This window comes from Pseudarthrobacter woesei, assembly GCF_055412745.1.
Genome location: NZ_JBVAYU010000009.1, coordinates 100,016 through 119,993 on the forward strand (window position 1 = coordinate 100,016; position 19,978 = coordinate 119,993).

The following is a 19,978-nucleotide window of genomic DNA, read 5'->3' on the forward strand; positions in this document are numbered from 1 at the left end:
GATTGCGAAGGTCTCACTCATGTTTCAGCACGACGTCGGCCTGCCCGCGGGCAGCGGCCAAACAGAAGCGATTTCGCCAGCACAGCGCTTCGCCCAGGGGCGCTATGACAAACCATTTACCCGGAACCAGATCGTTGCCGACGTCGTCGAGACGCTGACATCCGGCTCCGGCTGCGGCGTAGTACTCGTAGGGGAGCACGGGGCCGGAAAGTCCTTTGTCGCCCAGCGCGCCCTCGAACAGCTCGGAGAGGACTACGTAGTGGTCCAGGTCCGGGGCAGCTCCATTTCCTCGAAACTTCCCTATGGCGCCCTGAGCGTTCTGCTGAACGACCTCGACGCTTCCCACCTCGAACACCCGCTGATGGTGTTGCGGGGGCTTACCCAGCTGCTCCACACCAAGGCCCAGGGCCGAAGCATCGTGCTGTTCGTGGACAACGCCCACGACCTGGACGAACTGTCCAGCATGATGGTGGCCCAGCTCAGCGCCGGGGCGCACGTGACCCTGCTCGCCGCCTGCGTGGACCTGCCCCATGTGGGCGGGGACATCATGGGCCTCTGGAAGGACGACCTGCTCCGGCGGGTCGACCTCGGACCGTTCGATTTCACGGAGACGGCGGCAACCCTTAACAACGAATACGGCGGCCGCTTCTCCCTCACCGCCGCGCGCGTCCTGTGGAGCGCCAGCGGCGGAAACGCACTCTTCCTCCACTCCCTGGCCCGGGAACAAATCAAGCTCGGCACGGTGGTCCGCCAGGACGGTGCCTGGGTTCTAGGCAACAATCCGATTGCGCTGACCGGCGAGATCAGGGACGTCGTGAAAGCACGCCTGAACCGGCTCAGCTCAGGCCAGCGCGATGTCTTTGAACTGTTGGCCCTGGCCGGCGCCGTCCCGCTGCAGACGCTCATGAGCATCGCCAATCCCCAGGATATGGACGCCCTGCAGGAGCGTGCCATGATCCACGTCAGCCACGACCATCCGCCGATGGTCAGCGTCGCCAATCCGGTGACCGCGGGAATTGTCGCCACCGTTGTGCCCCCGGGCCGCAGCGCCGAACTCCGGCGCCGGCTCATGGCGGTACTCCAGGACTCGGACCCCACGGAATTCGGCGGTTCGACCGGCGTCGCGTGGGCCCTCGACTGCGGCGAACAGGTCAGTCCGGGCGTGGCGCTGGCCGCGGCACACACGGCCAACGACGCATCCGACCCGGTCGCGGCGCTGCGCTTCCTCCACGAAATCCAGGGCCGCGAAGCGATGCCCTCGGCGGCCGTCGAATCGGTCCACGCCCACATTTCGGGCAACAACGATGAGTCTGCACGGCGGGTCCTCGCCTCCCTGGATCACGCGGCCGGCAGGGAACTGTCACTCGCCGAATGGACCTCTCTGCAGCTTCTCCGGACCGAACTGGACAAGCGCAGCGCCGCGACGGCTGCGAACGCCGGGGCCAGGCTGCGGGAGATCGCACGCAGGCTCTCCAAGGAGTCCGATGAGGACGCGATCGGCGCCGTCACCGCGAGGGACCACCTTCACCTTGCCGAAACCGACCTCGCCGTTTTCGAAGGCCGGTACGCGGACGTCCTGGCAATGACCGAAGACACTGACCCGGGCGAACTCGGCTCCGCATCACGGATCCTTTCCGCCAGCCTGCGTTGCGAGGCATTGGCGGTCACCGGCAACGTCCTTCGAGCCATGACGCTGGGCAGGCAGGTTTTGGCCGCGGCGGCCGCCGTCCGTCTCACGGACCGGGGAATGCGCGAAATCAGGGGGCGGTTCCTGCTCCTGATGCTGCTCTCGGCGAAGTTCAAGGAGGCGTCCGTGTTCCTCGCGGGTTCCTATGAAACCGCAGACCCGCACGCCCGCCTCGGCGGGATGTTCGAGATCGGGCAGGGAGTCATCGATCTCCATGCCGGCCACCTTGACGATGCCCTGCCCCGTCTCCACGCCGGCATGGGGCAGCTCCGGGCACAGGATCCCGATACGGTGGCAGGGCTGGCCGTTGCGGCCTGCGCCTATGCCGCGGCCCTGCATGGTGACGAGGAGGCTGCCAGCCTCCTGCTGACGGACCTGGCGCAGCTGCGGACCAGGTCCGCCTGGCTCGTGGGCCGCATGACGCGCTATTTCGAGCTTGTCGCCCTGGCCGAGCTTGGCCAGCGGGCAACGGCGATCCGGTCGCTCGTCGCAGAAGCCGAAAACGATGCCGAAGCATCGGCGCTGGCTCCGTCGCTCCTGTTCCTGTCCGCGGCGGCTCGACTCGGCGACCGTCAGCTTGGCCTGAAGCTTGGCACGCTTTCCGAGCGGGTCACCGGGCATTTCGCCGGCCTGTGCTCGCGGCTGGCCGAGGGAGTGAAGGAAACCGACAGCGATCAGCTGCTGGCCGCCTCCAAGGATTCCGACGCCGCCGGCAACGCCGTCTTCGCGCGGGATGCCGCCCGCAAAGCCGTCAGCTGCGCAAACGACGCCGGAAACCGCATCGCGCTGCGGATCGCGCAGCGGGCCCAGCAGTCCCTCGACGACAGGTTCGGCAGCCCTAAGAACGGCCTGCACTCTCTCACGACCTCGACCTTGACGGCCAGGGAGTGCGAAGTGGCCGTCAGGGCGGCCGCCGGAACCTCAAACCGCAAGATCGCGGAACAGATGCATGTTTCGGTCCGCACGGTTGAGGGCCACCTCTATCAGGTGTACTCAAAGCTGCATGTGGCCAGCAGATCGGAACTCAAAGATGTCATCTCCACACCGACGGAAAGTGCGCGCCTGGGCTGAAGCAGGGCAATCCCCAACGACTCTCCGGCGCCAGCGCGCCGGGGGAGGAACCGGGGATGGAAAGCGTTGCTGAGACCGCCCCATTGATAGGGCGGTCCGGCCTGGTCAGGGACATTGTGCGTTGTCTCCGCGACGACTCGAGGTCCGGTGCGCTGATCGTCGGAAGTGCGGGGACGGGCAAGACCGCCGTGTCGAAGGCTGTCATCCGCGAGCTGCGGCCCCGGGGAAGGGTGATCCGCCTGACGGCCACGCGGGCCCTCGCCGCGGTTCCGTTTGGAGCCTTGGCACCCTATCTGGCCGAACTCCCCGACCATGAACTGGATTCCTATGCCGCCGTCCTGGCGGCCATGACAGGCAGTCTCCGATCCGAAGCGGGCCGGCCCCTTTTCGTCATCGACGACGCTCAGTGCCTCGACCGCGGGACGGTCCAACTGCTCGCGCGGGCTGTTGCCACCGGGGCGGCCAGCATCCTTGCCGCCACGAGGCCGGGTCCGATGATTCCGGAGGAATTCCTGGCTCTCTGGGACGACGGGATCATCTCTAAATTCGATTTGTCCCCGCTAAGCCGCGCCGGCGTTCATCAGCTCTGCGAACGGCACCTGCGGGCCGACGTGTCGCCCTGGGCCAGTGCCGTGTTCTACTCCGTCACCGAAGGCAACCCGCTGATGCTTATGTCCCTGATCGAGCACGCCCGCGCCAGCGGCGCCCTGGGACTGCGAAACGGCGTGTGGTATCTGCTGTCCCACCCGGAACTGGCCGAGGTGCCGGCTGCCGACGTCGTCGACCAGCAATTGCGGTCGATGACACCGGAGGAAAGAACCGTCGCCACCATCGTGGCACTGGCCGGGCCCCTGCCCCTGGGCCAGATACTGAAATTCAGCAGCCCCAAGGCCGTGGACGCCCTCGAAAGCGCCGGGATCATCGGCGTCTCGCCAGGGCCTGACCGCGTGCTCCGGCCCGCGAGCGCCCTCATGGGCGAGATCATCCGGCGCCGCGTGCCGGCAGGGCAGAGCGCGGCCCTGCGCACAAGCCTTCTGGCGCTTCCCTCATCCGACGTCGTCCGCCCGGACGCTCTCCTGAACCGGCTCCTGTGGGCCATGGACTGCGGGGCGGAGGTTCCCCCAGGGCAGCTTGCCGAGGCCGCCGCGGTGGCCAACACAGACCTGGACCCGGCTACGGCCATCAAGGTTGCTGGTGCGGTCGGTGCCGGGCCCTACCTTCCGGACGCGAGGGTCCAGCTGGCATATTCCTGCTTCATTCTTGGCCGGCCGGAGGAGGCCGCCAGCCGGCTGCTGGCGGCGCAGCCCCTCCGCTACGGGCGGCTGTCCTATCTCGCCGCACTTCTCGCCGCCCGGCTGCCCGCCTCGACGAAGTCTGCCCCAACGAAGGTCCAGGCACCGCTACCTCCCACACCGGCCAACGGGGCAACCGTGGACCCGGCGGACCGGCCGGGAGCGCTCCAGGACGAGCCGCTGTGGACGCAATCGCCCGCCGCGGCCATGGCGGCGGACATCATGAACGGCGGCCGCGACGGCCACATCGCGGACCTTGGGCCAGGCTTGCAGGAACTCGTCTACGCGGCCGGGAGCAACCCGGAAATCCGCTACCCTGCCGCCTCCCTGCTTGCCGAGCTGTGGACCGCCCAGGGAAGGATCCTGACCGGCCTGCGCCTGGACCGTGAAGCCTGGCACGGGATGGCCGGTGCCCGCCTCACCATCCCGCTGGTCCGTGAAGACGTCCTCCTGCACCACTGCCTGAGCCTCATCCGGGCCGGAGAGTGGGAGGAGCTCGCAGAGTCAGTGGACCACTACGCCGCCGAGCACCCCGGCCGCCTCCTGTACAGCGGTGGACTACTCCATGCCCTGCAGGGTTTCTCCCGGCTGCGCCAGGGCCGGATACCCGAAAGCCTGGCCGAATTGAAGCTTGGTGTGGAGGAACTCAAAATCTCCGATCTTTCGGGCCTGCTGCCCTTCGCGCACTCCGTCGCGGCCTACGCCGCCGCGCTGCTGGGACGACGGGACGAGGCCCGCGCCCATGCACAGGCGTACCGCACGTCCGAATACGGTGAACCTAAGACCTTCCAGTTGCTTGCCGAGGCGTACTGCCGGACAGTTGAGCTACTCACGGGCGGCGCCGGCCGCGTCAAGGACCACGGGGAGGGCGCACCCGGGGCGGGTCAGCGTAGCCTGCAGGCTCTGGCGGAGGAGGCACGCGGCCAAGGGCTGCGGAGCGTGGAAACGGATATTAGAAGGCTCCTGCTCCGCAGCGGCGATACCGGGGGTGCGCAGGCGCTGGCCCTGAGCAGCAGCGCCGTCGAAGGGCCGGAGGCCCGGCTGCTCGAGGCTTTCTCCCTTGCCGTGTCCGCAACGGACGCGGCAGGACTCATCGGCATCAGCGACGCAGCGCTGGCGGCCGGGCAGGTGCTCCTGGCCCTGGAAGCGGCGCAGCAGGCGGAGAACTGCCTCGAACGACACCCGGACCGCTGGAAGCTGTCTGCGGTCCAACGCAGAGTGCACCAGCGGATGGTGGAGGCCGGCATGTCGGCGAACATGGACGTCGTCCGCAGCGAATACGGCACGGAGCTGACAGCCCGGGAAGCCGAGGTCCTGGAGATGGTCTCCGGTGGGGCCGCGAATGCGGACATTGCCACGGTTCTCTGCGTTTCCCAGCGGACCGTGGAGGGGCACCTCTACCGAATCTTTGCCAAGCTCGGGGTCAGCCACCGCGCGGAGCTCCTCGATACCGATCGGGACGCGCCCGGCGCCTGATCCGCGCCGCCGCCGCCAATTCCGAGGGCAAAAACCGGCAATAGCCAAAGAATCTCCGGGACAGCCGACGGCGTTGCCCAAGGCAACCGTTGCGGTCACCCGCAGTGCGCTGAACTGGGGCGTTACCGGCTGACCCCCGAAGTCCTGCGTCTCGCGGCGAGTGTGTCTGCGTACTACGCGGGTGGTCCGCCGGCAGTCCAGGAGTACCCCCAAGTAGTGCTACCCCAAAGGCTGCAAAGGAAGTCGGGTAAACGCTACTCGTGCACTGATTGGGCCCTGGCGATTCACTTAAGTCAGTCCCAAGAACAACTCACAAAGGTCTCAAAATGAGTAACTTCAGGGCGGTGATTGGCCGCGGGCAACACCAGCAAAAGAACGGGTTCACGAACCTATTCGCCACTGCTGGGGAAGCCAGCACCACCTGCGAAGGTGGTCGTGCCGGGACCTCCCTATTCCGAACTCCTTCATTGGATTCGCACGGTGCCTTCGCCGGCAGCTGTGCGCCAAGGTCGGAGCCGGCGGCGTCAGAGCCTTCTGAGACCGAGGCTCTCCCCCCAGCCGCCGCCGGCTCCCTAAAACGGTCTGCGCCACTGAAAGATGTGGCACTGGCATGAGTGCGGTTGACGAGTACCGCGCCGGGTACCGCGCCAAAGGCAGCCGCTGGCTCCGCCGCCCTGCCGCCGCACTGGCCGCTGTCGCCGGGCCTCTGGACAAGCCGTGGAGCATCGACCAGGACGGCTCCGCAGCGCGGGTGGATTCCGGAAAGTCGTGGGCCAGGCGCTACAGGCGCTGGCTCCGCTTCACGGATATTGCGATCATGGTCCTCGCCGTAACGGCCGCCTACACCGTGCGGTTCGAGGCCGGTGAAGCGCTCTTCTCCAAGTCCGCATCCGGCAGCCCGTACCTGGCGGTCAGCGTGGTCATCCTGCTGGCCTGGATCCTCGCACTCGAAGTTCACCGCACCCGCGATGAGACCGTCCTCGGGATCGGCTCGGAGGAGTACAAGCGCGTCGTCGACGCAACACTGGGTGCCTTCGGAGCTATAGCCATTCTCTTCCTCGTCCTGGATATCAACGTCGTCCGTGGCTACTTTGCCCTGGCACTGCCGGCCGGGGCCCTGCTGCTCCTGGTGAACCGGTGGCAATGGCGGGCCTGGCTGAACCGCCAGCGGCACTTCGGGCACTACCTGTCCAAGGTGATCGTCGTCGGCGAACCCGGCGACGTGGAGTACGTGGTCCGGCAGTTCGGCAAGGTCTCCGGAGCTGCCTACGAAGTAGTGGGGGCCGCCCTCCCGGCCGGCTACACGCAAACCCACCTGCAGATCTCCGCGACCCGGGTTCCGGTGCTGTGCGACGTTGACTCGGTCGCCGGGAGAGTGGCCGAAACCGGAGCGAACGCGGTGGTGGTGGCGGGGCGGCTGGACGGCGGCACACGCTCCATCCGTCAGCTTGGTTGGGCGCTCGAGGGCACCCACACGAGCCTGGTCCTGGCATCCAGCCTGACCGACGTCGCCGGTCCGCGGATCCACTGGCGGCCGGTGGAAGGACTGCCACTCATGCACGTGGAGCTGCCTCAGTTCAGCGGGGTCAAGCACACGCTCAAGCGGCTCGTCGACATTGTCGCCTCCGGCACGGCGCTCCTGCTCCTTTCACCGCTGCTGTGCGTCCTGGCCTGGGTGATCGTCCGGGACAGCAAGGGCCCGGTGTTCTTCCGCCAGGAGCGGGTCGGGCGGAACGGCGAGCGGTTCCACATGATGAAGCTCCGCTCCATGGTGACGACCGCCGAAGCGGATCTTGCGGATCTCAAGGAACTGAACGAAGGCGCGGGCCTGCTCTTCAAGATGAAGAACGACCCCCGGGTCACGAGGTGCGGACGCTGGCTCCGGAAGTACTCGCTGGACGAACTGCCGCAGCTCTGGAACGTCCTGCGGGGCGACATGAGCCTGGTCGGGCCGAGGCCACAACTGCCCGGCGAAGTGGAGGGATATGAAGGCGACGTCAGTCGCCGGCTGCTGATCAAGCCGGGCATCACCGGGCTGTGGCAGATCAACGGACGATCAAATCTTTGCTGGGAAGAAAGCGTCCGCTGGGATCTCTATTACGTGGAGAACTGGTCACTGACCGGAGACATCATGATTCTGTGGCGAACCCTCAGAGTCATCCTGCATCCGGTGGGGGCTTACTAAACGCTGGTCTGGGCCGGCGTCAAAAGGGGAAGGTGGCAGGACATGGGTCTCAAAATTGGATATGCACCCGGGGCGTTCGATCTATTTCACATCGGACACCTCAATATCCTTAAGCATGCGAAAAGCCAATGCGACTACCTGATTGCAGGAGTCGTTTCTGACGAAATGCTGGAGCGGGCCAAGGGCAGATTGCCCCTGGTCCCTCTTTCCGAGCGGATGGAGATTGTCGGCAGCATCGGCTACGTGGACAAGGTTTTCGCTGAAGTCGTTCCGGACAAACTGCAGGTCTGGGAGGAACTGCGGTTCAATGTCTTCTTCAAGGGGGACGACTGGAAAGGAACCCCGCAGGGTGACCGCCTGGCGGCCGCCTTCAATGCAGTCGGCGTGGAGGTCGTCTTCTTTCCCTACACCGTCCACACCTCCAGCACCGCCCTGCGCACCGCCCTGGAACTGATCAATCAGGCTCCGGAGCCGGCACACCGACGCCAAGGGGTACGGAGATGAGCGGGCTCCACATCGCGATGGTGGGCACACGCGGCGTTCCGGCCCGCTACGGGGGATTCGAAACCGCCATCGAGGAAATCGGGCAACGGCTGGTCCAGCGCGGCAACCGCGTGAGCGTGTACTGCCGTGACATGGACGGGGGGGCCTCGGACAGGCCGGCCCAACACCTCGGGATGGACCTCGTCCACCTAGGGGCGCTGCGCAAGCGCTCGCTGGAAACCCTGAGCCACACGGGTCTTTCCGTGGCACACATGCTCCGGCACCGGCCGGACGCGGCGATCATTTTCAACGCGGCCAACGCCCCCTACCTTCCGGTGATCCGGGCGGCCGGCATACCGGTGGCCACCCACGTCGACGGGCTCGAATGGAAGCGCGCCAAATGGGGCCGGGCCGGCCGGAACTACTACCAGCTGGTGGAGCGGCTCGCCGTCAGATGGTCCGACGCCCTGATCGCCGACGCCGCCGGAATCCAGGACTACTACCGGAAGAAGTTCAACGCCGATACCGTCTACCTGGCCTACGGTGCGCCGCTGCTGGCCAAGGGAAAGTCTGACAAACTTGCCCAGCTTGGCCTGGTGCCGCAGGGCTACCACCTCGTGGTGGCCCGCTTCGAGCCCGAAAACCACGTCCACCTCATTGTCGAAGGATTCGCCCGCAGCACCGCCCGGCTCCCGCTCGTCGTCGTGGGCTCGGCGCCCTACTCGGACCGCTACACAAGGCTGGTGCACGATCTCGGTGACGAACGGGTGCATTTTGTCGGCGGAGTGTGGGACCAGGAACTGCTGGACCAGCTGTACTCGAACGCCACGGTGTACTGGCACGGCCACTCGGTCGGAGGAACGAACCCCTCCCTCCTGAGGGCCATCGGTTCCGGCACCGCCACGAACGCTTACGACGTCGACTTCAACCGTGAGGTCCTGGAAGAATCCGGGCGCTATTTCACCGGTCCCCAGGATGTGGCGCGGCTCGCCGCGGAAGCGGAAGGCCCCGAATCGGATGTTGAGGCCAGGGGCGAGCAGGCTCAGCAACTCGCGGCCCGGTTCAATTGGGATCTCGTCGCGGATGGTTACGAGCAGCTCTGCCGGGACCTCGCCGGATCGCGGGTTCTTACCACCGCCAAAGTCTCGCGGCGCTTCTCCGCGGCTCCTCAGCAGGGGCTGGGGGCCGGACAATGACTGCCATCGACCAAGGGATCGGCGCTGCCAGCGGCATCGCCTCCACGGGCTACTGGGACACCGTCAAGGAACTGGCTGCGGCGCAGAAGACAGCTGCCCGCGGCGCCCCGGCATACTCGCGCTACATTAACCGCCGGCTGGGTCGGCTCCTGGCTGCCGCGGCCTTGAGGACAGGTCTCGGTCCCAACGCCATCACCGCGATCAGCGCGCTGTTCACCTTCACGGGGATCGCCTTGCTCGTGCTTTTTCCGCCTTCGGGCGTCTTGGGGATCGGTGTGGCCCTGTGCCTGGTCGTGGGGTACGCCCTGGACTCTGCGGACGGCCAGGTGGCACGGATGCAAGGCAGCGGATCACCCGCCGGCGAATGGCTGGACCACATGGTCGACGCCGTCAAGACCTCGCTGATGCCGCTGGCGCTCGCAGTCGGGCTCTACCGTTTTGGAGCGGTCGACACCTGGTGGCTGCTCGTCCCGCTGGGAGCCGCTGTTGTGTCGGCGGTGCTGTTCTTCAGCATGATCCTCACTGAACAGCTGCGGCGCCAGGCCGGCCGCGCATCCGTTGCGAGCACCACCGGGAGGTCCTGGATCCGCTCCGTGCTGGTCATCCCGATGGACTACGGGATCCTTTGTCTGTCCTTCGTGTTCTATGGCGCGCTACCGCTGTTCCTGACCATCTACACCCTGATCTTCACGGCCACGGCAGCCTTCCTGCTGTTGGCCTCCATCAAATGGTTCCGCGAGCTTTCCACCGTCCCGCCGGCGTCCCACCCCGCGGGCAAGCACCGTTTGCAGGAACCGGCTGCAATAGCAAGCAGCACCGCAGTTACAGGCAGCACTGCCGCTACCGGCAGCGCGGTCGGATCTGGAGCCACGCAATGAAAAAACCAGGCACTACCGAAGCAGAAAATGCCTTGACGGCGGGGCGCCGACGGCGGTTCATCGCCACCTCCATCGGAGTATCGGCGCTTCTCGCGCTCGGAGGCGTCGCCTGGGCTGCAGGCCAGGGCGGGGCAGCCCGCGCGGCCGACACGCAGGGCGATGCCGGCACTGCCGCGAGCACACCGTCCGACTCCGTGGCCAAAGAGGCTGTGCCGTCCGCGGCCCCGGGCCCAACGGTGGCGGCCCCTGATGCAGTTTCCGAAGCAGCTCCCGGTGCGGCCGTCCCGGGAGCACCGCCGGCCGCGGCGGCGAAACCCGCCGAGGGGAGCACGGATCCCGATCCCGGTCCTGTGGACCGCAAGGGCAAGTCCGATCAGGAACTTGCGGAGATTCCGCAGCCCACCGCGGCACCGGTCGAGATCAAGGCAAAAAAGGCCGTGAAGGGCGGGGTCTCCGCCACCATCACGGACGTCGTGGCGGTGCAGGGTGTGGCAACAGGAATCGGCGAAGTGGCCGGGCCGGCCGTCCGGTTCAAAATCACGGTCGTCAACGACACCACAAAGGCGATCTCGCTCGACGCTGCCGTGGTCGACGTCGCCTTCGGAAAAGACCAGGAGCCGGCGGGCCAGCTCAGCGGTCCGGACGCGCTGACGTTCCCGGCCTCAGTTGCGCCAGGCACCAGCGGCGTCGGCATATTCGTATTTTCGGTACCTCCGGAGGCCCGGGACAAGGTGAAGATCTACTTCAACCTTGAGGCCGAAACGCCGGTTGCGACGTTCGAAGGCAAGCTCCCATAGATGCCCTCACCGCAAGGTTGACCGGAGAAAGACCACAGAAAGAAGTACCCAGGAAGCAGCCCGCACGAACCGACAGGAAGGAGGCAGGCCATGACGACGACACCGGACAGCCTGCCTTCCCTCCTGTTGCTCCGTACCACGGCCCGCCGTGGCAGGAAGCTGGCAAAGCGGCTCCGCGCAGTCGTCGCCACCGCGTACCTTCGGCTCAGAAACGCGGTGGCCCGCGGACCCGCCACGGGCTCGGCCCCCGTCGTCGTGTCCCTGACCACCTATGGCGACCGAATCCACACGGTTTCAGTCGCCATCGAATCCATTGCCCGGGGGAAGACCAGACCGCAGCGACTCGTGCTGTGGCTGGACTCTCCGGAGCAGTTTGCGGTACGTCCCGCGTCGCTGCGCCGGCTTGAGCGCCGGGGCGTCGAAGTCCTGCTCAGCTCCAACTACGGCCCGCACACCAAGTACTACCCCTATGTGAAATCGGTGGAGCGCCACACGGTGCCGCTGGCAACGGCCGACGACGACATCATCTATCCGTCGAACTGGCTGGCCCTGCTGGTAGCCGCCCACCGCCGGCATCCCGAGGCCGTCAGCGGACACTGGGTCAGCATCATCGGTGTCTCGGGGGACCAGATGGCCGCCTACGGCACCTGGGCCAGGGCACATGACACCGCGGTCCGGCCCACCAATTTTGCCCCCGGGGTTTCCGGGGTGATCTACCCGCCGGCGATGCTGCTGGAGCTGAAGCTGCGCGGGGAGCATTTCCTGTCCGTCTGCCCGAGTGCCGACGATATCTGGCTGCACTGGGTGGCTCTCCGTGCGGGCATCCCGGTCCGGCAGGTCAGGCCGGTACCCCGGCACTTCCCGATCATTCCGGGAAGCCAGGGCCGGACGCTGATGGCAGGGAATGTAGGAGAAAACCGCAACGACCACTGGATCCAAGGCCTCTATTCGGCCGAGGATGTGGCGGCGCTCGGCATGAGTGCCGCCAGACACCGATCGGACTAGAGGGGAAGACAATGTTCCGGAACGCCACGCTGGGGAGCGCTCAGACGAAAGATGCAGGGTTCACGCCCTGTCCACCGCCGATTCGTGCTGTGTGGAAGGCAACGAAGAAGATACTGGTGCTGCTGCTGGCCGCGGCGGTGGCTTTGTCGCTCGGGCTGGCCGCCAGTATGCCGGCCTCCGCCGATACCGCGCCGGCCGATCCCGCCAATCCTACGACCCCGGTCACGGTCTCCGCCGATGGCCTCCCGACGGCACAGATCGATGGCGTCGCCTGGGCCCAGGTCATCATCGGCCCGACCGTCTATGTGGGCGGCAACTTCAGCACCGCCCGCCCCGCGGATGCGGCCCCCGGAACAGGCACCGTTACCCGGAACAACATCCTCGCCTACGACCTGGCCACGGGCCAGCTCCTCAATTCCTTTGCGCCCAGCTTCAACGGAGAAGTGACGGCGCTCGCGGCCTCCCCGGACGGCTCGCGGCTGTATGTCGGCGGCAGTTTCACCACCTACAACGGTGCCACCGTGTGGCGGGCCGTAGCCCTGAACCCCGCAAACGGGGCCCTGATCACGAGTTTCCTGCCCCGCATGTCGGCCTCCGTCCGGACAATTGTGGCCACCTCCACCACTGTGTACATGGGTGGCCTCTTCAACGCCGTCGGCTCCGTGGCCCGGGGCCGGCTCGCCGCGGTCAGTGCGTCCAACGGCGCCCTCCTTCCCTGGAACCCGGTGGCAACCGACGGCCGGGTCAACGCCCTGGTGCTCTCGCCCGACGGGGCCAGTATGGTGATCGGCGGCGCGTTCACCACGCTCAACGGCTCCAGCAACCCCGGTTTCGGCCTCGGCAAGGTGGACACGGCGCTAGGCGCACTCCTGCCCTTCCAGATCAACAACATCGTCCGTAACGGCGGAACGAGCGGCGGCTCCAGCGGCGGCATTACCGCGCTTGCCAGCGACGGCGTCAACGTTTACGGCACCGGCTACACCTTTCAACGGGTCAGCACCCTGGAAGGCATGTTTGCCGTCAAATGGTCCGACGACTCCACCACATGGCTTCAGGACTGCCACGGCGACTCCTACTCGCTGTATCCGGCCGGCGACGTCGTGTACCTGGCCGGGCACCCCCACTACTGCGGCAACATCGGCGGGTTCCCACAGACCGAGCCGTGGAGCTTCAACCGCGGCCTGGCGTTCAGCAAGGCGTCAGCGGGCACCATCACCACAGAAAGCCACGGGTACACCAATTTCGCCGGCAACCCGTCGCCGTCGCTGCTGAACTGGTTCCCATACCTGGATGCCGGAACGTTCACCGGCCAGGACCAGGGCCCGTGGACAGTGACCGGTAACGGCGACTACGTGGCCATGGCAGGCGAATTCACCATCGTCAACAACCAGCCCCAGCAGGGACTTACCCGGTTCGCCAAGAGCAGCATTGCACCGAACCTGCGCGGCCCGCGCGTCACCGGGGCCAACTTCAAGCCGACCCTGTCCAGCCCTGCCGCCGGCAGCGTGCGGGTCCGGTGGCAAGCCAACTGGGACCAGGACAACGAAAACCTGGTCTACGAGGTGCGGCGCAACGGCAACATCATCCACACCGTCAACCAGGCCTCCACGTTCTGGAAGCGGCCCGGCATGACCTTTGTCGACACCGGCCTGGTGCCGGGACAGAGCTACACCTACCGAATCTTCGCCCGCGACGCCTTCGGCAACGAGGCCCGCGGCGACACGGCGCCGATCACGGTGCCCGGTTCGGCCGTGGCGCCGGGCAGCTACGCCCAGCAGGTGATCGCGGACCAGCCTAGCAACTACTGGCGGCTCGGTGACACGGGCGGCGACACCGGCCTGGACCTCGCCGGCAAGGACGATCTCACCGTGCAGCCCGGGATCAGCTTCGGCGCCGCAGGGGCCCTGAACGGTGAAACCGACACCGCCGCGAGCTTCAACGGGACCGCTGACGGAGTCGCCGGCAGCCCTACGCTCGCCTCGAGGCCGAACACCTTCAGCGCTGAGGCCTGGGTCAGGACCGGCACCACCCAGGGCGGCCAGATCATCGGCTACGGCAACACCCAGACCGGGGTCTCCACGGACTACGACCGGAACGTCTACATGGACAACACCGGACGGATCTTCTTCGGCGTCCGCCCCGGCGGCAGCAGGGGAACCCGCACCACCGTCAACACCGCCGGGACGTTCAATGACAACCAGTGGCATCACGTTGTGGCCACGCTCGGCCCCAACGGCATGCAGCTCTTCGTCGACGGCATCCCGGCCGCCGGCCGCACCGACACCACCTCCGCCTGGCCCTTCGACGGCTACTGGCGGATCGGCGGCGACAACCTGTCCAACTGGCCCAGCAGCCCCACCAGCCGCTACCTCAACGGCCAGATCGACGACGTCGCCATCTACCCGGGAGCGCTGTCGCTGCCGCGGATCCAGGCCCACTTCGTGGCATCGGGCCGCACGGTGAACGTTCCGCCCGCGGCTCCCGTTGCCGCCTTCACCTCCACCGTCGACGGGCTGACCGTCTCGGTGGACGCCAGCACCTCCTCCGACGCCAACGGCCCTATCAGCTCCTACAGCTGGAACTTCGGCGACGGCGGCACCGGCACCGGGGCGGCGGCCTCGCACGCCTACGCCACGGCCGGAACCTACCAGGTGACGCTCACGGTGACGGACAACTCCGGCACCACCGCGGCCCTGAGCCAGCCGGTCACGGTAACGGCCCCGCCGGTCAACACCGCACCAGCTGCCGCGTTCGCCTCGGCCACGACCAGCCTGGCCGTTGAGTTTGACGCCACCGGCTCCACCGACACCGACGGCACCATCAGCGGCTACGCATGGAACTTCGGCGACTCAGGCTCCGGAACCGGCGCGACGGCGTCGCACAGTTACGCGGAGGCGGGCAGCTACACAGTGACCCTCACCGTGACCGACAACGACGGCGCCACTGGCAGCACCAGCCACACCATTGCCGTGACGGCACCGCCGGCCAACGCAACGCTGGCCGCCGACGCCTTTGCCCGGACCACGATCGGCGGCTTCGGCTCCGCAGACACCGGCGGCGCGTGGACCGCCTCCGGCGGCGGCAGCAACTTCGCGGTCAACAGCGGTTCCGGAGCCGTCACTCTCGGCGCCGCCGGAGCCAGCCGCGGCGCCTACCTCAACGCCGTGGCCACGGCAGCCTTTGACGGAAGGATCACGGTCTCGGCCGACAAGATCGCCAACGGCGGCGGCATGTTCGCTTCCCTCGTCGGACGCCGGGTCAACGCCAACGACTACCGGGCCAAGATCAAGGTGGCGAGCACCGGTGCGGTCTCGCTGTACCTCACCAGGGTGGTCAACAACGCCGAAACCACGATTGCCGGACCGCTGGCCATCGCGGGACTCACCATGGCCGCGAACGAACCGCTGATCATCAGGCTGAAGCTGGACGGCACCGGGCCGACGGCGCTCAGCGGCAAGGTGTGGCGCGCCTCGTCGACGGAACCGGCGGCATGGCAGCTGACGGTCAACGACGCCACCGCGGCCCTGCAGTCAGCCGGCGCCATGGGCTTCGTGGGGTACGTCTCCGGCTCGTCGACCAACGCGCCGGTGGTGCTCCGCGTCGACAACCTGGACCTCACGGCCGGCGGCGGCGGGGCACCGGTGCCGGACCCGGTGCCCAACGCCGCTCCGACGGCGGCGTTCACCACCACCGCTGTCGCACTTCAGGCGGCTTTTGACGGCACCGGCTCCGCTGACCCGGACGGCACCGTGGTGTCCTTCGACTGGAACTTCGGCGACGGCGCCTCGGGAACCGGAGCGACGGCGTCGCACAGTTACTCCGCGGCCGGGACGTTCCAAGTGAGGCTTACGGTCACGGACGGCGGCGGGACCACCGGCACCGTCACCAAGCCTGTCACGGTGACCGCGGCCCCCGGGCCCGTGGGCGTGCTGGCGGCCGATGCCTTCGGCCGCACCACCACAGCCGGCTGGGGGACCGCTGACACCGGCGGCGCCTGGACTGTCAACGGCACCGCCGGCAACTATGCCGTGGGCTCGGAAGTCGGCACCATGGCGCTGGGCGCCGCGGGAGTGTCCCGGCTCGCTTTCCTTCCGGGGGTCTCGAGCCAGGCCACGGATATCCAGGTGAAGGTCTCGGCCAGCAAGATCGCGAACGGCGGCGGGATGTTCCTGGGGGTGATCGGCCGGAGGATCGGGACGGACGAGTACCGGGCGAAGCTGAAGATCGCCGCCACGGGCGGTGCCACCCTCTACCTCACTCGGGTGGCGGGCGGCACCGAAACCACCCTGCAGTCGGCCGCCGTGGCCGGCCTCACCGTGGCGGCAGGGGACCAGTTGCGGCTGCGGATGACCGTGACGGGAGCATCGCCGGCCGCGCTTCAGGCGAAGGTCTGGAAGGACGGGGTGGCCGAACCGGCGACCTGGCTGCTGACGGCCGGCGACGCAACGGCACCCCTTCAGGGCGCGGGCTCAGTCGGGCTGATGTCCTTCCTCTGGGGCACCGCCACCAACGCCCCGGTGCAGGCAAGGTTTGACGATCTGGATGTACGGCTCAGGTGAGAGCGGGCCGGTTGGAATGCGGGAACTCACGAAGTACAAGCGAAGGGACACTGCAATGGCCTGGACACCAGGCGCTGCATACGAGGCGCCAACACCAACGGCAGCACCCACCGGATCCAACGGATCCGGGAGGCCGCGGCGCGCTCGTCCCCTACGGCTGGCACGCCGTGCCGCCACTACGCTCCTCGCGGTTCTCGTCTTCGCGGCGGGGGCCGTGGCGTGGGCTCCCGGCAGCGTCGCAGATTCGGCCCCCGTCGACCCCAACGATCCGAAGACACCGGTAACGGTCACGGCCGACAGCCTGCCCACCGCCCAACACGACGGCGTTGCCTGGAAAACGGCGATCATCGGAAACACCGTCTACGTGGTCGGCAAATTCAACAACGCACGGCCCTACAACGCCGCCGCGGGCACACAGCAGGTGGCCCGGCGCAACATCCTGGCCTTCAATCTGACTACCGGCGCCCTCATTCCGGGATTCGCTCCTGTGCTGAACGCCCAGGCACTCTCGATCGCCGCGGCGCCGGACGGATCCCGGCTCTACATTGGGGGGGATTTCACCACAGTCAATGGAGTCCAGCGCCTGCGGGTCGCTGCCCTGGATCCTGTGACGGGCAGCCTCATCAGCTCCTTTGCACCGCAAATGAGCGCCAGTGTCCGGGCCATTTCCGCCATGGGCAGTTCGGTCTGGCTGGGAGGCACCTTCACCGCCGTCGGATCTTCCGCCCGGTCGCGGCTCGCGGCCGTGAACGCCTCCAACGGTGCCCTGCTCTCCTGGGCCCCGAATGCCGCCGGTGGCCAGGTCAATGCCTTGGCCATCTCGCCCGACGGGACGAAGGTCGTGGTGGCCGGTCAATTCACGACGCTGAACGGCTCGAACCGACCAGGCTATGGGCTCGGCATGGTCAACGCCGCCACCGGAGCCAGCTTCCCGATCCAAGCCAACGACGTCGTGCGGAACGCGGGCACCGATTCGGCCGTCCTCTCCTTGCACTCGGACGGCACGAGCTTCTACGGAACAGGTTTCATCAAGGGCACTGGAGGCAACCTGGAGGGGGCATTTTCCGCCAACTGGTCCGACGCCCGGATCAAGTGGGTGGAGGACTGCCACGGGGATTCCTACGGAGTGTTTGCTTCCAACACCGCCGTGTATGTCGCAGGGCACCCGCACTACTGCCTGAACCTGGGCGGGTTCCCCGAGACGACGCCGAAGTCCTGGCACCGGGCCGTCGCCTTCAGCAAAGCGGCAACGGGAACGCTCACCAGGGACACCCAGGGTTTTCCCTCCTTCACCGGGCAGCCCGCGCCGTCGCTGCTGAACTGGTTCCCGGACATGGATACAGGAACGGCCACCGGGCAGACCCAGGGACCCTGGGCGGTCACGGGCAACAACAACTATGTTGTGATGGTCGGTGAGTTCCTGAACGTCAACCTGAAGCCCCAACAGGGACTGTCACGGTTCGCGGTCAAGGAAATCGCCCCGAACCTTCAGCAGCCGCGTGTCAACCCGACGAACTTCGTGCCGACACTGAGCAGCCCCGGCGCCGGGCAGGTCCGGGTGCAATGGCAGTCCAATTGGGACCGCGACAATACGAACCTGACGTACACGGTGCTGCGCGACGGCAGCCCCACCCCGGTCTATACCGTCTCAGGTCTGTCCACGTTCTGGCAGCGGCCCACCCTGACGTTCAACGATTCCGGCCTTGCCGCCGGCGCGCACAGCTACCGGATCGTCGTGAAGGATCCCTTCGGGAATACCGTCACCGGGGATAGCCGGAGCATCACCGTTGCCGGCGCCGGTAACAGTCCTCCCGTGGCCAGCTTCACCAACACCGTCAACCTGCTGGATGTGGGCGTCGACGGCTCGGCCTCGTCCGATCCGGACGGCACCATCAGCGGCTACGCCTGGACCTTCGGCGACGGCGGCACCGCCACCGGGGCGACGGCGTCGCACAGCTACGCGGCAGCCGGGACGTACACGATCACCCTGACCGTGACGGACAACGGCGGTGCCACCGGCACCACCAGCCGCAGCGTCACGGTTGCAGCGGGCGGCAACCAGGCCCCGACGGCGTCGTTCACCAACACCGTCAACCTGCTGGATGTGGGCGTCAACGGCTCGGCCTCGTCCGATCCGGACGGCACCATCAGCGGCTACGCCTGGACCTTCGGCGACGGCGGCACCGCCACCGGGGCGACGGCGTCGCACAGCTACGCGGCAGCCGGGACGTACACGATCACCCTGACCGTGACGGACAACGGCGGTGCCACCGGCACCACCAGCCGCAGCGTCACGGTTGCAGCGGGCGGCAACCAGGCCCCGACGGCGTCGTTCACCAACACCGTCAACCTGCTGGATGTGGGCGTCAACGGCTCGGCCTCGTCCGATCCGGACGGCACCATCAGCGGCTACGCCTGGACCTTCGGCGACGGCGGCACCGCCACCGGGGCGACGGCGTCGCATAGCTACGCTGCAGCCGGGACGTACACGATCACCCTGACAGTGACGGACAACGGCGGGTCCACCGGCACCACCAGCCGCAGCGTCACGGTTGCCCCGGCCGGGGGAGCCCTCGCACGGGACGCCTTCGCCCGTACCCTGGCCTCCGGCTGGGGCACAGCCGATACCGGCGGGGCCTGGTCCGTGAACGGCTCAGCCACCTCGTACTCGGTCAGCGGCGGACTGGGCCTGATGAGCCTGATCGCTGGCAGGGGGCCGTCCACGTTCCTGCCGGGGGTGTCGACCACCGCCAGTAATTCGCTCGTGACGGCCTCGCTGGACAAGATCGGAAACGGCGGCGGCTCGTATCTGGGCGTGATCGGTCGCCGTGTGGGAACGGACGAGTACCGCGGCAAGGTGAAGGTGGCGTCGACCGGCGTCACCACACTGCAGCTGACCAGGCTCTCCGGCGGGGTCGAAACGACGCTGGCCCAGTTCACCCCCGGGATCACCCTCACCGCCGGGCAGCAGCTGCAGCTCCGGGTGGAGGTCACGGGAACCGGCCCCAGCACGCTGCGGGCGAAGACCTGGCGGACGGGGACTGCGGAGCCGGGGGCCTGGAGCGTGACCATTACGGATTCCACCGCCAGCCTGCAGGCCGCCGGTTCCACCGGGCTGCTGTCCTACCTCTCAGGCTCCGCCACGAACGCGCCCGTGCTGGCACGATTCGACGACCTTGTGGTCGGACCGGCCTAGCGGGCGGCACGACGCCGGGGCGGCGGTTGCGGGGGCAGCCGCCGGACCCGGTCCAGGACGACCAGTTTCACATGAGAGGCGTTGCTCAGGGCGCCCGGTCCATGCCGAAGCCCGGCGAGGCCGCGGGCCCAGCGCCCGTGCCGCCAGCGCTAT

Annotated in this window: 10 protein-coding genes; all 10 read left to right on the plus strand. The window is 67.5% G+C overall.

Going from position 1 to position 19,978, the window contains the following annotated elements; all coding sequences use genetic code 11:
* Window positions 1-19 precede the first annotated feature (19 nt).
* The 10 genes from ACZYZE_RS14000 to ACZYZE_RS14045 all read left to right on the plus strand — a co-directional run bounded on the left by ACZYZE_RS14000 (window position 20) and on the right by ACZYZE_RS14045 (window position 19,825).
* Window positions 20-2,758: a helix-turn-helix transcriptional regulator gene (locus ACZYZE_RS14000; RefSeq protein ID WP_463908271.1), complete on the plus strand. Its 2,739-nt coding sequence runs from the start codon at window positions 20-22 to the stop codon at window positions 2,756-2,758.
* Between the two features lie 56 nt (window positions 2,759-2,814).
* Complete coding sequence (locus ACZYZE_RS14005) at window positions 2,815-5,526, plus strand: LuxR C-terminal-related transcriptional regulator (protein ID WP_463908273.1); 2,712 nt, start codon at window positions 2,815-2,817, stop codon at window positions 5,524-5,526.
* A 610-nt stretch (window positions 5,527-6,136) separates the two neighbouring features.
* Window positions 6,137-7,711 (plus strand): sugar transferase, encoded by a 1,575-nt coding sequence (locus ACZYZE_RS14010; RefSeq protein ID WP_459318371.1) that lies wholly within the window; start codon window positions 6,137-6,139, stop codon window positions 7,709-7,711.
* Between the two features lie 42 nt (window positions 7,712-7,753).
* Complete coding sequence (locus ACZYZE_RS14015) at window positions 7,754-8,215, plus strand: FAD synthase family protein (protein WP_459318372.1); 462 nt, start codon at window positions 7,754-7,756, stop codon at window positions 8,213-8,215.
* Complete coding sequence (locus ACZYZE_RS14020) at window positions 8,212-9,390, plus strand: DUF1972 domain-containing protein (RefSeq protein WP_463908276.1); 1,179 nt, start codon at window positions 8,212-8,214, stop codon at window positions 9,388-9,390. Before ACZYZE_RS14015 ends, ACZYZE_RS14020 begins: the two co-directional genes overlap by 4 nt.
* Window positions 9,387-10,268, plus strand: coding sequence for a CDP-alcohol phosphatidyltransferase family protein (locus ACZYZE_RS14025; protein WP_459318374.1), 882 nt, complete (start codon window positions 9,387-9,389; stop codon window positions 10,266-10,268). The genes ACZYZE_RS14020 and ACZYZE_RS14025 overlap by 4 nt, the downstream gene beginning before the upstream one ends.
* Complete coding sequence (locus tag ACZYZE_RS14030; RefSeq protein WP_463908278.1) at window positions 10,265-11,065, plus strand: hypothetical protein; 801 nt, start codon at window positions 10,265-10,267, stop codon at window positions 11,063-11,065. The genes ACZYZE_RS14025 and ACZYZE_RS14030 overlap by 4 nt, the downstream gene beginning before the upstream one ends.
* Before the next feature lie 90 nt (window positions 11,066-11,155).
* Window positions 11,156-12,070 carry a hypothetical protein gene (locus ACZYZE_RS14035; RefSeq protein WP_459318376.1) on the plus strand — a complete coding sequence of 305 codons (915 nt, stop codon included), beginning with the start codon at window positions 11,156-11,158 and terminating at the stop codon, window positions 12,068-12,070.
* Between the two features lie 89 nt (window positions 12,071-12,159).
* Entirely contained in the window at window positions 12,160-16,629 is a 4,470-nt protein-coding gene (locus tag ACZYZE_RS14040; RefSeq protein WP_463908280.1) for a PKD domain-containing protein, read from the plus strand.
* A 214-nt stretch (window positions 16,630-16,843) separates the two neighbouring features.
* On the plus strand, window positions 16,844-19,825 hold the full coding sequence (locus tag ACZYZE_RS14045; RefSeq protein WP_463908282.1) for a beta strand repeat-containing protein: 2,982 nt from the start codon (window positions 16,844-16,846) through the stop codon (window positions 19,823-19,825).
* Window positions 19,826-19,978 lie beyond the last annotated feature (153 nt).